Below are 14,767 nucleotides of genomic sequence, written 5' to 3'. Positions count from 1 at the left end.
GGATCGTGCCACGGACCTCGTACCGGCGTAACCCGGCGGTTGATCATCGGTGTGGATCAGCCGCGCGCCGGTCGCCCGATCAGTTGCGCCTCGATCGGCGTGGGGGAGAGCAGCGCCCAGCGCAACGCCCTCCGGTTGACCACGGCGACCATGTCGTCCCGGATCCGGGTCAACCACTCGGCCGAGCCGCCCAGCCCCAGGGCGGCACCGGCCAACGCGGCCTCGGCGGCGTCCAGCGGTTGCAGCAACGCGAGGTCGGCCCGGCTCAACGCGTCGACGTCCGCGGGGGTCAGCTCGTCCCGTACGACCAGGGTGGCCCGCCACGGCGGACCCGGCTCGGCCTCGGCCGGCACCGGGCCGACGTCGACGACGAGCAGCAACGGACGCAGGGCGGTGCCCACCCCGTCGGCGACCGGTCGACCGGGCGGCAGCAACGGGATCGTCCCGCCCGGCGCGCCCACCCCCCGGACGAACGGCTCCCAGGCGCGCGGCCGGGTGGTCTGCACCACCACCAGGGCACCGAGGGCCAGTGCGCGCAGGGCCACCAACTGGGCGGCACGCACCCCCCCGACCAGCAGCACCCGGGTGCTCTCCGGCCGGAAGAGTCGCACGGTGACGGCTCGGCCGTGCCGGTTCGTGCCGACCATCATCCCCGCGTCGCCCAGGGTCAGCTCCCAGTCGTCCATCGCGGAGCGTTGCTGCGGCCCGGGGGTGGTCAACGCCAGTGGCAGCGTGGCGGCCAACCCGTGCAGGTGCGCGCCGTCGAGACGTCGCAGCTCCCCGCCCAGGTCGGTCACCAGGCGCTCCAGCGCCTCGGTGGCCGCGGTCAACTCGGTCGCCGTCGCGGCGGCCAGGCGTACGGTCAGCTCGGTCGGCGCCGGCCCGACACCGCTGGTCGGCGACGGACCCGCGGTGATCGACACCGTCGTCGCGGTCGCCGGCAGCGCGAGCATCCGGGGCACCAGACGCCGCCCACCCGCACCGCCCGCCTCTGGCCACCGGACCAGCCGGAACGTGGCCTGGACCAGGGCACCGGACCGGAGTGTCGGCCAGGACTCCCGTACCGGATGGCCGTCGTGGTGGGCCAGCTCGGCCAGGACCCGCAGCGCGGCCGGTACGCCGAGCGGCCGCGCCGTCAGCGATCCGAACCGGCGGACGATGCGGCGGACCGTCCCGGCGAGCACCCGGCGCAGGTCCGCCGCGGACCACCCGTCCACCCGCAGCACCCGGACCGCCACCACCGCCCGCTCCCGCCCGGCCAGCCGCCCGTCGGTGAGCTGCCGGTACGACGTGCCGGCCGTGCCGGCCGCCGGGACCGGTGCGGGTGCCCCGGCGAGCAGCAGCTGGACCCGCAGCGGGGGCATGTCCGGCCCGGCCGTGGGCAGCAACGCCGATGGCGGGGGAATCGCCTGGGACACGTCGCCGAGCAGGTCACCGGGGTCGCCGAGCTCCAGGAGCGCCACCATGCCGGTGGTGTCCTCCAGCACGGCGGCCGGACCGCCGGTCAGCTCCGTGGAGCGGACGACGGTGCCGGGAGCGACCAGGTCGAGCAGGTCGGCCGCGCCGGCCGGCCCGGCGAGCGCCCGACGTCGGGTCAGGTGCCCGACGGCGGTGCCCAGCCACTGGAACAGCCACCGGCCCCGGAACCGGACCCCGACGGTCGCCACCAGCAGCACGGCCACCAGTGCGGCCGCGACGATGACCGGCGCGGGTCGGCCGAGGGCGGCGAGGACGAGCGCCGCCGCGACCTGCGCGGTCACCAGTTGCCCGGCCCACACCCCGGCGCCGGACCGCCGATCGGACCAGGCACGGCGGTCGGACCAGGCACGACGGTCGAGGGGGGATCGGCGACCCGGTGTGCGCGGACCGGCGGAGCCTGGGCTGCCCTCGGCGGGTCGGTCCGACCCGGCCGGCTCACCCGGCCCGACTGCTCGTGCCGCGGGGCTCGGCCCGGACCCGACCGGGGTCGCCGGGTGCGGCCCTCCGGTGGTGATCGCCGGCACCGTGCCTCCTCGACCAGTGGGAACCCGGGTCGGGCGTCCGGCCGCCCTGCGGCGGCCCGTCACGCGCCGCGACGTGGCTGCGGCACATCGTAAGCGACCGATGGCTCTCGCGGTTGTCCACAGGGGAGAAGCGTGGGGTAGCCGAACCGCTACGAGACCGCTACCGTCAGCCACGAAGTCATCGCTGACCCGCGTCTCAGTGCTCGACGACCGGGCCAAGCGAACGACGCGTTCCCAGGGCGGGCGCGTCGAGGGCCAAGGTGCGATCAGGGAGACGAGGTGACGTCCGGGTGTCCCAGACCCAGGCAGAAGCCGCGGTGATGCAGCAGACCGCCGCGAAGTTCGAGCAGGTTGACCAGTCGTTGCAGTCCATGCTGACCGGCCTGCTGGCCGAGCTGCAGGTGTTGCAGCAGGCCTGGCGTGGTGCTGGTGGCCGGTCCTTCGAGCAGGTCAAGCAGCAGTGGTCAGAGGACCAGGCGGCGCTGCACCGAGCGCTGCGGGAGACCGCCGGGGCGATCCGCACCGCCGGCCGACAGTACGACGTCTCGGACGACGAGGTGGCCAGCCGGGTTGCCGGCACCAATCGCGGCGGCATCCAGTTGCCGCTCTGATCCCGCTCGGGAGGGAAATCCGATGGACCATGGTGTGCTGGTCGTCAACTTCGCCGCGCTTCAGCAGGCCGGCGCGGACATTCAGAAGGCGCTGAACACGCTCGACTCGCAGCTCGGCCAACTCGAACGAGACGCTGCCCCGCTGGTGGCGAGTTGGACGGGCGAGGCCCGCCAGGCCTACGAGCAGCGGCAGGCGCGGTGGCGGTCCGCCTCGCAGGATCTCCAGGCGATGCTGCGGGACATCAGGTTGGCGGTGCACGACTCGGCCACCGACTACCTGGACACCGAAAAGAAGAACACCGGGCTGTTCCAGTGACCGCGGTCGGCCGGGAGAGCTGACCGTGTTCCGGTCCGCTGCCCGGCCGCCGCAGGTCCTCGGTCCGGGCAGTCAGCTTCCGAGGTCAGGCCGGGTCGGCCGGGCGCCAGCGTCGGCGTGCGCCACGGGGCAACACCAGGGCGAGCAGCGCCACGGTGACTGCGGTCGTGCCGACCGCCGCACCGACCAGCAGGGCCCGCTCCCGCGCGGTCGACCGGCGGGCCTGGCGGGCGAGCAGCGCCGGGTCGGCCCGGTCGTCGGCGAGCACGGCGACCGGACGAGGATCGGCCGCGCGGCCGACGCTGGTCTCGGTGACCGCCCGGTACGGGTTCAGCACGCCGGCACCGTACCCGCCGCCGTGGCCCGTTCCGGGAGCTGGATCGGCGGTGGCGATGATTCGTGCCACCACCTGGGCAGCTGTCAACTCGGGCCGGTACTCGCGCAGCAACGCGGCGGTGGCGGCCACGAACGGTGCCGCGTAGCTGGTGCCCTCGACCTGACGATGGCCCGACCCGGGGGCGGCGGTCAGCACCTCGCTGCCCGGCGCGACCAGGTCGACGTACGATCCGGTCTGCGAGAAGGTCGCCCGCCCGCCGTCGGCGCCGATCGCCCCCACGCCGAGCACCCCGTCGTAGGCGGCGGGGAACGGCCGGGGATCCCCGCCGTCGTGCAGGTTGCCAGCGGCGGCCACCAGCACCACGTCCCGGTCCAGGGCGTACCGCACGGCAGCACGGACTTCCGGATCGTCGGCATACAACACCACCGACAGGTTCACCACGTCCGCGTCATGGTCGACGGCCCACCGGATGGCCTGGGCGAATTCGTCGGCGCCGACCGTACGCCCCGACTCCCGCCCCTGCACCACCTGCTGCTCACTCACCCGCACCGGCATGATCCGGGCATTCGGTGCCAGACCGCGGAAGGCGACTCCGGGTTGGGGTGCCGCCGCGATGATGCTCGCCACGCCGGTGCCGTGCCCGGCGCAGTCGCGACCGCCGTCGCCGCCGGGGTCGAGCAGGTCGGTGCCGGCCAGCACGCGCCCGGTCAGTTGGGGGTGCGCCCGATCCACCCCGGAGTCGACCACCGCGACGGTCACCCCGGCGCCGGTGGCCAGTGGCGCGAGGCGGGCCGGGTCGTACCGTTGCTGTGGCCACGGCGCGGCCGTGACCGGCCGGACGGGGGCGAGGGGGGTCGCGCACGCCGGTGCCGTCCGGAGCCTGGCGGTGGCGGTGGCGGTCGGGAGGGCCGGCACGGTCAGCACGCTCGCGGCCAGACCTGCGAGGACCGGGCGCATGATCGATCGGGACATCGACAGCCTCCGTATCGTGTCGGCTCCGGGACGGGATGTTATCGCCTTGCCCGCGCCCCGGCAGACCGCCGACGGCCAGCCATTGTGATCTTGATACCACCTTGTAGGTTGTACGCGATACCTGTGGCCTGTTCTCGGAAGGGGAGGTGGCCGTGACCGAATGGGAGCCGGCCACGGAGGCCGAGGTGGCGATGCGCGACGCGCTGCGCGCCAACGACCAGGAGCTCTACTTCCGGCTCCTGTCCCGCACCGATCTGCTGCTGCCGGTCTCCGCGCCGGCGCAACCCGGCCAGGCACCCCCCGGCTGGGGCACCTGGACCACCGGTGGCCGGACACACGTGCTGGCCTTCACGTCGGCCGGCGCACTGCGGGCCTGCCTCGGTGAGCACCCCGGCAGCAACCGACGCGTGCCCTTCGCCGACCTCGCGGTCGGCTGGCCCAACCAGGAGTGGTGGCTCGCCGTCAACCCAGGTCTGCCGGTCGAGGGCTACCTGCCAGCGTGGTTCGTGTCGCAACTCTCCCGGGGCGACGTGCGCCTGCCCGGCCGCACCATGGGTGCCCGCGCTCGCCTGGAGCGGGCGGAGACCCTGGCCCGCACCCGCACCGGTGCACCGGGCCGGGACGCCACAGCAGCTGCTGGAGCACCTCCCGCGATGGGCGCGACGCCGTCCGGGCCAGCCCCGGTCCCGTCTGCACCGGTTCCGCCTGACGCGGTCCCCCCGGCTGCGGTCCCGCCTCCGCCGTTCCCCCCGGCTGCGGTCCCGCCGGCTGCGGTCCCCCCAGCCGCGTTCCCCCCTGCTGCGGTCCCGCCTCCGCCGTTCCCCTCTGCCGCGGTCCCGCCCCGCCGGGGCGCGTGGGGTCCGACGCCCCGGGCGGCGGGCACCCCGCCGATGCCCGGCCCGGCGTCGCGGACGCCCGGCCCCGTCGAGCCGTCGCGCCGACCCGGCCAGGATGACCTGCCCGCCGCCGGTCACCGGCACCCGAGCGGCCCGCCGCAACCAGGCGCGGCCGGCCCCCTGCCCCGCACCGGTCGGTCGTCCCGGTTCGCACCGTTGGCGCCCGCCGACCGTCCCGGTGTCGGTCCGGCCGAATCCCCCAGTCCCGGTCGGCCGGCCGAGTCCTCCGGCCCGGGTTGGCAGGCCGAGTCTCCCGGCCCGGGTTGGCCGGCCGAGTCTCCCGGCCCGGGTTGGCCGGCCGAGTCTCCCGGCACTGGCTGGCCGGCTGCGAACCGGCCGAGCGACGTCGACGGTCCGGCCGCCGGTAACGGCAACGGCAACGGCGGCCCCCAACCCGCTCGGCGTTCCTTCTTCGAACCCACCACCGCCCGGGACCGGGCGTCCGACCCCACGCCGGGCGGGGGTCGGCCCGCCGACCGCGCGGCCCCACCGAGTCGATTCGGGCGGGGCAGCCAGCCCTTCCCACGTCGCCGCCCGGCCGACGCGTCGGCCGGGGAGGCCGCGACACGCGCCTTTCCAATGCCGGACCCGGACACCACCCGGCCGCTGCGGCGGCCGACCGGCGACCTCGGTGCGTCCCGCGGGGTCCGCGCGCCGGCACCGGCTGAGGAGATCACCCAGCCCCTGCCACCGCGCCGACCCGACCCGATGGCGGAGGAGCCCACGCGCGCCTTTCGGCTGACCGGCCAGCCGCCGCCGAGCGCAGCGGCGGAGCGACTCGGCCCGGCCGCAGAGCAGACCCAGGCGATCCCGCGCGACCGGCCGAGCCGATTCGGGCCGGTGGAAGAGCTGTCGGTGTCTGCCGCGGAACCGGTCTCCAGCCCGCCCGCGCCGCGTCGCGGCTTCACGCCCATCGTCATCGAGGGCACCATCATCGAGTCCCGCGACCTCACCGACCCGGTCGAGGCCAACGGCCTGTTCGACGCGGCCCGGCAGCCCCGCCCCGCCGAGCCCGCCCCGCGACCGTTCGACTCGGCGCCCTCCGGTCCGGACCTGTTCAGTCCGTCGTCGTCCAGTGTGAGCCGGTCCGGTCCCGCGTCGTTCAACCCCGGTCCGAGCCCGTCGGTGCCACCCACCAGTGGTGGGCCTGCCGCGGACGGTCTGGTCGGTGCCGGCACGGGCGGCGGGCCCAGCGCTGACCGCAGTGGCGTCCCGGTCAGCGGCGAACGCACCGACACCGACGGCTCGTCGGTCGACGCGACCGACGCGGATCGGTACGGCAGCGGCGCGACCGACGCGGATCGGTACGGCAGTGGCGCGACTGCCGCGGATTGGGTCGGCAGCGGCGCGACCAGCGCGGATCGGCCCAGCGGCGCGACCGGCGCGGATCGGGTCGGCAGTGGCGTGACCGCGACCGGGGACGGCGCCGGGCAGCCGCCGCCCGTCGACGAGCCGGCCCCGGTCGAGTTCGAGCCGGCCAACACCGTCGAGGAGGACCTGCTCGGTGCCGCCGGTGCCGGCAGCACCGACACGTTCCTGTCCACCCTGCTGCTGGCCCGGGTGCTGCTGCCGGCGGCACCGGATTCGGTGCCGGGCAGCCGGCCCGGTGACGCGGGCTTCGTCTGGCGTACGGCGCAGCTCGACGGCGAGACGTACGTGGTGGTCTACACGTCGCCGGAGCGCCTCGCCGACCACGTCGAGGGCGACGTCACCACCGTCGGTGTGAAGTTCGCCCAACTGATCCGGCGCTGGCCGGACGAGGACTGGTCGTTCGCCGTCAACCCGGGCACCCCGGTCGGTGCCAAGCTGCCCGGGGAACAGATCGTCGCGTTGGCCAACTGGGCCGCCGAGGTGGGGCTCGGTGACGACCTGGAGGTGGACCCGGAGGAAGCGCCGGCCGTGGCGGAGCCCACCGCCCGCCCCCGGTACGCTCCGGCGGCGGTCGACCCGGCCCGACCGACTGTCATGCAGAAGGCGGTCGCGCCCAGCCAACTCGCGTACTACCTGGATCGGGGGTACGACCGGGTCTCCGGCTTCGTGCACCGGGCCGGTGAGCTGGCCCACCTGACCACGCCCGCGCAGGTGCACGACGCGCTCGGCCTCAGCTACCCCGGATCGCCGTTCGCCAGGGATGCCGAGGAGATCTACGTGTTGCGCTGGCCGGCGCACCGGCCGAGTCTCTACCGGATCCCGTACGGCGGTCAGAACGAACCGGCGATGCGGGCCATGGAGGGCTGGGTCATCGAACGCCCGCCGTTCCGGGGCAACGGCTTCGCCCCGGGGGAGAGCAGCGACGTGGTCGCGGAGTTCAAGGTGGACAGCGCGCGCCTCCCGCACGGCACGCAACTCTGGCGGATCGGCGCGGACGGCACCGAGCGGGTGGTCGCGGAGCTCGACACCGACACGGTGGTCTGGCGACGGGTCGGTGAGGCGTGATGCGCGACGGTTACGTGGCCCGGTGGCAGGGCCGGGAATACCAGGCCAGCCCGGACGGCGACAACATCCGCCTGTACCAACCCGAGCCGGGCGAGGGCTTCGAGGAGGTCCGCGCGGGCCGGTACGTCCGGGTGCTGCCGGCGACCGAGATCGAGGACCTGGCGTACGTGCGGACCACCTGCACCTGGCAGGGCCAGCCGTTCATCGTGCTGGGCGAGCATGACGCCTGGTTGCGGGTGGAATACACAGGTGGCCGCTGGCCGGTGGCCGAGGCGATGCGGCTGGAGGTCTTCGACTTCGGCGTCTACCAGGGTTGGGCTCCGGCCTCCGAGGTCACCGACCTGCGGGAGCAGCGGGTCTGAGCGGTCAGCTCTTGGCCCAGCGCAGGATCTCGCCGAGCACCAACTCCGGCGCCTCCAGGTGCGGGAAGTGCCCCACCCCGTCGAGCAGTCGCCACTCGTACGGGGCGACGACGTAGCGCCCGGAGCCCAGGGCGGTGCGCGGCAGGGAGGCGGGGTCCAGCGCGCCGTGCAGTTGCAGGGTCGGGGTGGCCAGTGGTTTCTGCATCAGGCGGACGAACCGGTAGCCGTGCAGCCGCAGCAGTGAGCGGAACGCCCAGCGGTAGCCTTCCAACGCGCAGAACGCGGCCTGCGGGATGCACATCGCCTCCCGACACCGCTCGGCGTACGCGTCGAAGTCCGGCCCGGCGACCCAGTGTGGTCCGCCCCAGCGGCGCAGGATCTCCGCGATGGCAGCCGCGCCGTCGCGGGTCAGGACGTGTTCGTAGCGGGGGAGTTGGAACTTCAACGCGGGGGTGGAGGCGGCGAACTGCCCGCGTGGGTCGGCGAAGATGCCGGCGCGCAGGCGCAGCGGGTGTGGTGCCCCCAACACCACGAGCCGGCGGACCAGGGGCGGGTGGAAGGACGCCACCGTCCAGCCCACCATGCCGCCGACGCCGCTGCCCACGATCGTCGTCGACCGTTCACCGAGCGCGCGGATCAACCCGGCGATGTCGGCCGCGAGGGTGTAACCGTCGTACCCCCGGGGTGGTTTGTCGCTGGCGCCGTAGCCGCGCAGGTCGACGGCGACCGCCCGGAAGCCGGCGTCGGCGACCGCCGGGAGCATCCGGTGCCACGCCCACCAGTGTTCTGGGAAGCCGTGCAGGAAGAGCACCATCGGCCCGGTGCCGGCCTCGACCACATGGAAGCGGGTGCCGTTGGCGCCGACGAAACGGTGCGTCCACGGCCCCTCGGTGAGGACACAGGACTCGTCGACGACTCCGCCGCGCTGGTCGGTCATGGCAGACAGCCTAGGACCCGGTCACCGGCGACGGCCCTGGTGGTCGCGTTGAACAGGGAGAAGCCCGGGATGTCCCCTAGCGACACGCTGGCGCGGGTCGGCCGCGTCAACGGGTGCCGATGCCGGCGCGAACCCCGGTCGGCGCGACGAGCACGGCGAATCCGGCCGGCTGGACGAAGGGCGGCGCCCGGGCAGACAAGCTGCCCGGGCGCCGCTGGGTGGTGCGGGATCGTCGGTCAGAAGATCCGGATCTTCATCGAGGTGCCGTCCTGCTCCAGAACCTTGATCTTGACACCGGTCGCGGGGAGCTTGACGCCGTGGTTCGGCAGCTCCTCGTAGAAGTACTTCTTGGTGTCGTCGAACAGGGGCTGGGCAGCCTGACCGCGGATGTACTGCGGCTGGCTGTTGAGGCGCAGGGTGAACGAGTCGGCCTTCTTGAGGCTGAACGGCGCGTCGTAGACCTGGACCCGGGCCCGCCACGGAGCACCGGTCAGGTTGTAGATCGGCTCCGGGTGCGCGTCGATGTACAGGTTGCGACCCTCACCCGGGTGACCACCCGGGTTGGCCTCCGACGCCGGCATGGTGTTGTTGTCGGAGAACCGGGTGTTCCAGTACGAGATGAGCAGGCCCTCCTGGTACGCGTAGTGGTCCACCCAGTCCGGGCGGGTGTTCGCGTAGCCGAAGAAGTACGGGCCGGTCTTCAGGTACTTGTCGTACGAGACGTACGACCGGTTGCCGGCGATGTAGAAGTTGTCGAACAGCCGGGTGTAGGTCGCACCGACCACCTGGAAGTCCTCCAGGGCCCAGCCGGCGTCGGTCTCGGCGCCGTCGCTGAACACGGTCTGCCCGTCGGCGGTCACGGTGATCGCGTCACCGAAGAAACCGCCCTCGGAGACACCACCGTCGGTGACGTAGTGCAGGCGAACCTGCGTCGCCTTGCCGGCGACCGCCGTCAGCGGGATGTTGATGTCGACCCAGGTGCCCTTGCTGCTGCCGGAGAGGGCCGGGCGGCCGGCGCCATCGACGCCGATCGGCTGGCCGTTGGCCGTGCCGTTCAGGTCGATCCAGGTCTGGCCACCGTCCGTCGACGCCTCGAAGTAGAGGTAGTCGTAGTTGGATTCGATGCTGTACTTGCCCTTGAGCGACAGCGCCGCGGAAGACTTGCCGGTGAGGTCGAACGTCCTCGTCATCGAGCTGTCGAGGTCGTCCTCGTTACCGGAGAAATACTGCTTGGAGCCTTCGACAGGTGCGCCGTAGTTGAAGGTGTACTCCCGCTTGGGCAGCACCACCACGACAGCCTGTGCTTCCTTCGAGTTGTACTCCTGTGGACCGAGCTCCAGCTTCTTGTCCTGGCCCGCGACGACCACCTCGTAGTCGAGCCAGCCGAGCTGGAACTTGTTCCACGCGCCGAGGTCGCCGCCCCGGTCGCCGATGCCGGCGTCGTTCTTGGCACCGAGCCGGCTCTGGGCCATCAGGGTCCAGTGCTCGTTGTTGTTGTCCCCGGGTCCGTAGTCGTCCGGCAGGCCCAGGTCGTGGGCGTACTCGTGGTAGAAGACGCTGCGGCCGCCGTTTTCCGGCTGGATCGTGTAGTCGCGGATCCAGATGCCAGTGTTGCCGATCTGGGTGCCACCAGCCCGGTTGTTCGCCGGGCCGACGGGCGAGCTGTTGAACGCCGACCAACGGTGGCTCCAGATGGCGTCCTCACCCTGCTGCGGGTCACCGTCGGCCTGGTCGCCGCCAGAGTGGACGATCTGGAAGTGGTCGATGTAACCGTCGGACTCGTTGAAGTTGCCGTCGTGGTCGAAGTCGAATCGGTCCCACTGGTCGAAGGACTTCATCTCCTCGGCGATCTGCGCGTCCGTCCGGCCCTTGGCCTTCTGGTCGACGACCCACTGGTTGGCGGCGTCGCGGACCAGGTCCCAGGTGTTCGAGCAGACGTTGTCGGCGCAGACGGCCCGGTCGTCCCGCGGGTCGATCGGCTGGCCGGGCAGCGGGTCCGGGATCGGGTCGTCGGAGCGCCCGTAACGGGCCTCGTTGTACCGGACCTTGACCCAGTCGGTCACCTCACCCTCGACGGTGTAGCGACCCGAGGACTGCGCCTCGTAGTACTGCTTGAGCGACTCGTCGCCCGGGTTGGTGCCGAAGTAGACCTGGCGGAAGTGCTCCGGGCTGAAGTCCGGCTGCCAGATGGTGGAGTTGTCCACGGCCCGGTTGGGCTCGGGGATCTTGTTGTGCAGCGGCCCCTGGAACGTCGTCGGCCCGGCGATGTCCGGGGCCATGTCCTTGTCCGGGAAGGACGGGTGCCGCTCGTCACCGAACTCGGCCAGGATCACGAAGATCTTGTCGGTCCGCTCACGCTCAAGCTCGACGTACTGATCCTGGGTGGGCGGATCGGTGGCGGCGGTGCGGGCGTTGGCCTTGTTGGTGGCCTGCTTCCCGACCTCGCCGACCTTGACGACGGTGCTGCCGTTGCGCTCGATCGGCTTGCTGCGGCCGCTCAGCACGTCGCTGAGACCCTGCTCGCGCAGGGCGCGCCGCTTGTCCTCGAGCGTGTCGGGAAGCTCATCCTTCAGCGCCTGCGGTTCGGCAGCGGCAGGTGCTGCTACCGGCAGTTTGGGCTGAGGCGCCGCCGAGGCGGACGGGCCGAAAGCCAGGCCTGTCGCCGTCAGTGAGAGCCCGAGCAGACCCACTGCGACTTTGCGCACGTGGTACCTCCGGTGTGAGGGAACCGGCCCAACGGGGGTAGAGGCCGGTGGGAGATCGATCCCACGAGTGGGACCATTGGTGAACATAGTTACTGCCGGGACGGGTGGGAAGACGAACGCGTCGATTTGTTGCAAGATTTTGTTGGGAATGCTTTCCACCGTCACACCCCAACGCTTCATCAGCCACGTTGACCAGCGGAGGCTCGGCCGCCCCGGGTTGCAACGACACATTTCGATCAATGTGATCGATGTACGACAGTGGGGCCGGAGGCGTCTCCGCCACCGGCCCCACCAACACCGCTGAAATCAGTTACCGCTCAACCGAACGACTACTTCTTCGCCGGGGTGACGAAGATCGTCGCGGACGAGTTGTCCTTCGCGGCCTTCTTGACGGTGAGCGACACGCCGTAGTTCACGCCCGCGTCACCGGGGTTGCCGGTGCCCAGCACGATCGCGCCACCGCCCAGGGTCACGCCGTAGAACTCCGGCGCCGGGCTACCGTCCGGGTGGGTGACCCGGGTGGTGTACGGCGCGTTGTTCCGCGACGGGACGACCACCGACGCGTCGTTGTCCCGCGCGTACGGAGACCCGTCCCGCATCTCGATGCCCGGGTACCAGGTCTTGGCATCGGTGAAGGACTTCACCGGCGCCTGCGCCTTGAACTTCGTGCAGTACGCGCTGTACGGCTCGCCCGCCGCCTCCAGGCACTCCGTGAAGGGGTACGTCTTCTGGAGACCGAAGGCCGCGTTGGCCGACTGCGGACGGCTGGGCAGGTTGTCCGTCACCGACGGGTCCTTCTCGGCCGCCACGCCCGTGCGGCGGTACGGGTCGAAGTGCGAGTCGACGATGAGCAACCCGCCCTTCGCGCCGTAGCTGGGCAGGGCGGTCATCTGCCCGGTGACGTGGTTGACGTCGCCGAGCGCGCTGTCCCGGTACCACACGAGCATGCCCGGCGCGTTGTACGAGATCCGGTCGACCTTCCACGCCTCGTGCGAGTAGATCGTGTCGTACGCGTACTTCAGGCCCTTGTCGAAGCCGTCGAAGTTGCGCCACTCGGCCAGGTAGAACTGCGCGTGCACCTCGGTGCCGCTGGAGACCTTCCAGCCCCCGCCGTTGGTGTCGACGAAGGTGCCGCCGGTGGCCGTCCAGCCGTTGGCGCCGCCCTCGACGTCGTCGCTCCACGTGGTGGCGCCGCCGCCGGTGACCGAGAAGTCGTCGGCGAACCAGTTGCGCTCCTCGAACGCCTCGTCGGTGGCCTGGCGCAGTCGCAGCTGCACGGTCGTCCCCGCGTACGCCGACAGGTCGACGTAGTCGTGGCGCCAGCCGTTGGTGCTGCCGGTCAGGCCGTACTTCTTGCCGCCGAAGTCGTTCATCCGGCCGTTCGGGTCCGGGTAACCGTCGGGCGTGGTGACCACGGTGCCACCCTCGGCGTACACCTTCTGCTCGGTCCAGGTCGCGCCGCCGTCGGTGGAGAGCTCGACGAAGCCGTAGTCCCAGTCCTCTTCGATGATGTAGTTGTTCCACATCCAGAACTTGGCGTCCGCCGCCGACGGCACCTCGACCGACCGGCTCAGCTTGACGTCGGCCCAGCTCTGGTCGTTGTTGCTGTGCCACATCTTGGTGCCGCTGTGCGGCGTGGCCAGCGTCGTGACCTTGTCCGGCAGGTCGACCTTGATGCCGTCCTCGGAGTCGATAGGCGTACGCGAGGTCTGCCCGAGCTTCACCTCACGCGGGTTGGACCCGGGGCGGATGGTCAGCGGGTCGGCCCAGCCGAGCACCCACTTGTCCCAGATGCCCATGTGCGTGGGCAACGCCTGGAAGATCTCACCCGAGTGTGAGCCCGAGGCCATCAGGTCCCAGAAGTCCACGTCGGAGTCGGCGTTGCCGGACGTGTCGTAGAGGTCCGGCAGGCCCAGGTCGTGGCCGAACTCGTGGGCGAAGACGCCGACGCCCGCGTCCTCCGGCTGCACGATGTAGTTCGACGCCTTGAGGTTGGTGCCCGGGATGGTGTAACCACCGGCGACCGTGGAGGAGTGCGCCCAGACGGCGTACACGCCCTCGGCGCCACCGCCACGCGACTTGCCCTGACCGGCGTGCACCAGCACGAGGTGGTCGATCACGCCGTCCGGCTCGTAGACGTTGCCGTCACCGTCGCGGTCGGCCTGGTCCTCGATGTCGTAGTCGGCCCACGGGAAGGTCGGGTCCTTGGCGACGAGCGCGTCGATCGCGTCGGTCGCCAGGCGGCCCGCGCCGGCCGGGTTGTCCGGGTGGCCGTTCATCGACTGCTCGCGGCCGGGAACCCAGGCGCCGGTCTCGTCCTGGAAGCAGCGGTTGGCCGCGTACCAGCCCTCCGAGTGCGGCACGGTGATCCACGGGCTGGCCTGCCCGTCCACCGTGTACGCGTTCTTGGACATCTCCAGGTACATGTTGTGCATCGTGCGACCGGAGAGGTCGATGCCCTTCTTGCCGTCCGGGCCCTTCAGGTCCTTGCGGACCCGCTCGGTGATGCCCTTCTTGCTGTACAGCATCTTGTTGTAGTGCGACGGCGAGAAGTCCGGCACCCACATCGAGTTGTTGTCCTCGTGCGGCAGCCGCGACGGGTCCGGGATCTTGTTGTGCTTCGGCCCGTTCTGCACGGTGCCGGGCACGCAGGTGCGGTCCTCAAACACCGTCTTCGGGACCATCACGCCGGTGAAGTCGTCGTTGGCCTTGTCGTTGAACTCGACGAGCAACGTCAGCAGCTTCGCCGTCTGCGTGGTCGGCGCCTTCTTGAACTTGCGGGGGTTCTGACCGGTCTTCAGCGACTTGGCCTCGTCCTTGGCCAGCTGCCGGGCGGTCACCGGGTTGCCCGGAGCGTGCTTCTGGTCGAACTCGCGCGCGGACTCCACGGCAGGGGTGTAGACGCCGCCCTTGCCCTTCACCTCGCGGCCTGTGGTGTCCGGCTGCACCTCGGGCTCGGCGTAGTTGATGTAGTGCTCATCGGCGCCGATCACCGCCCGGGGCGTCGGCGACGCCGACTGGGCGGCCGCGCTGCCGGTCACGGTCAGTGACGTGGCCGCGAGGGCGATGGCGGGCAGCGCGACGAGTAGCCGTCGGCGCGACCCGGACTGGGGTTTGTGGTTCATGCCGCTCCGTTTCTCGGGCATGGGGAGGAGGACGTGGGGTCGTTCGACGATCGATGTGACGAGTGTC

Annotated in this window: 9 protein-coding genes; 4 read left to right on the top strand and 5 right to left on the bottom strand. The window is 71.8% G+C overall.

Features of this window, described 5'->3' with window-relative positions; all coding sequences use genetic code 11:
• Positions 1–56 precede the first annotated feature (56 nt).
• On the bottom strand, positions 57–1,778 hold the full coding sequence (gene eccE, locus AB0B57_RS13235; protein ID WP_357068951.1) for a type VII secretion protein EccE: 1,722 nt from the start codon (positions 1,776–1,778) through the stop codon (positions 57–59).
• Between the two features lie 515 nt (positions 1,779–2,293).
• Here eccE and AB0B57_RS13230 point away from each other — a divergent pair.
• Both AB0B57_RS13230 and AB0B57_RS13225 read left to right on the top strand, forming a co-directional pair.
• A complete protein-coding gene (locus tag AB0B57_RS13230) occupies positions 2,294–2,614 on the top strand; it encodes a WXG100 family type VII secretion target (RefSeq protein WP_357068596.1) in 321 nt (106 codons plus the stop codon).
• A gap of 22 nt (positions 2,615–2,636) precedes the next feature.
• Positions 2,637–2,930, top strand: a complete 294-nt coding sequence (locus AB0B57_RS13225; protein ID WP_357068594.1) for a WXG100 family type VII secretion target — start codon at positions 2,637–2,639, stop codon at positions 2,928–2,930.
• 85 nt (positions 2,931–3,015) lie between these two features.
• Here the strand turns inward: AB0B57_RS13225 and mycP are convergent, their stop codons facing one another.
• The gene (gene mycP / locus AB0B57_RS13220; RefSeq protein ID WP_357068592.1) at positions 3,016–4,239 is read right to left on the bottom strand and encodes a type VII secretion-associated serine protease mycosin; all 1,224 of its coding nucleotides are present in this window, start codon (positions 4,237–4,239) and stop codon (positions 3,016–3,018) included.
• A gap of 152 nt (positions 4,240–4,391) precedes the next feature.
• Between mycP and AB0B57_RS13215 the strand changes: the two genes are divergently transcribed.
• Both AB0B57_RS13215 and AB0B57_RS13210 read left to right on the top strand, forming a co-directional pair.
• Positions 4,392–7,571 carry an SseB family protein gene (locus tag AB0B57_RS13215; RefSeq protein WP_357068590.1) on the top strand — a complete coding sequence of 1,060 codons (3,180 nt, stop codon included), beginning with the start codon at positions 4,392–4,394 and terminating at the stop codon, positions 7,569–7,571.
• Positions 7,568–7,933, top strand: coding sequence for a hypothetical protein (locus tag AB0B57_RS13210; protein ID WP_357068588.1), 366 nt, complete (start codon positions 7,568–7,570; stop codon positions 7,931–7,933). The genes AB0B57_RS13215 and AB0B57_RS13210 overlap by 4 nt, the downstream gene beginning before the upstream one ends.
• Positions 7,934–7,937: 4 nt before the next feature.
• Here the strand turns inward: AB0B57_RS13210 and AB0B57_RS13205 are convergent, their stop codons facing one another.
• The 3 genes from AB0B57_RS13205 to AB0B57_RS13195 all read right to left on the bottom strand — a co-directional run bounded on the left by AB0B57_RS13205 (position 7,938) and on the right by AB0B57_RS13195 (position 14,700).
• Positions 7,938–8,870 (bottom strand): alpha/beta hydrolase, encoded by a 933-nt coding sequence (locus AB0B57_RS13205; protein ID WP_357068586.1) that lies wholly within the window; start codon positions 8,868–8,870, stop codon positions 7,938–7,940.
• Between the two features lie 236 nt (positions 8,871–9,106).
• The gene (locus AB0B57_RS13200) at positions 9,107–11,560 is read right to left on the bottom strand and encodes an immune inhibitor A domain-containing protein (RefSeq protein WP_357068949.1); all 2,454 of its coding nucleotides are present in this window, start codon (positions 11,558–11,560) and stop codon (positions 9,107–9,109) included.
• A 344-nt stretch (positions 11,561–11,904) separates the two neighbouring features.
• The gene (locus AB0B57_RS13195; RefSeq protein ID WP_357068584.1) at positions 11,905–14,700 is read right to left on the bottom strand and encodes an immune inhibitor A domain-containing protein; all 2,796 of its coding nucleotides are present in this window, start codon (positions 14,698–14,700) and stop codon (positions 11,905–11,907) included.
• Positions 14,701–14,767: the final 67 nt, after the last annotated feature.

The sequence above is a fragment of the Micromonospora sp. NPDC049101 genome (genome assembly GCF_040648675.1).
Lineage (GTDB): Bacteria > Actinomycetota > Actinomycetes > Mycobacteriales > Micromonosporaceae > Micromonospora.
This window is presented reverse-complemented; position numbering and strand designations above follow the sequence as displayed.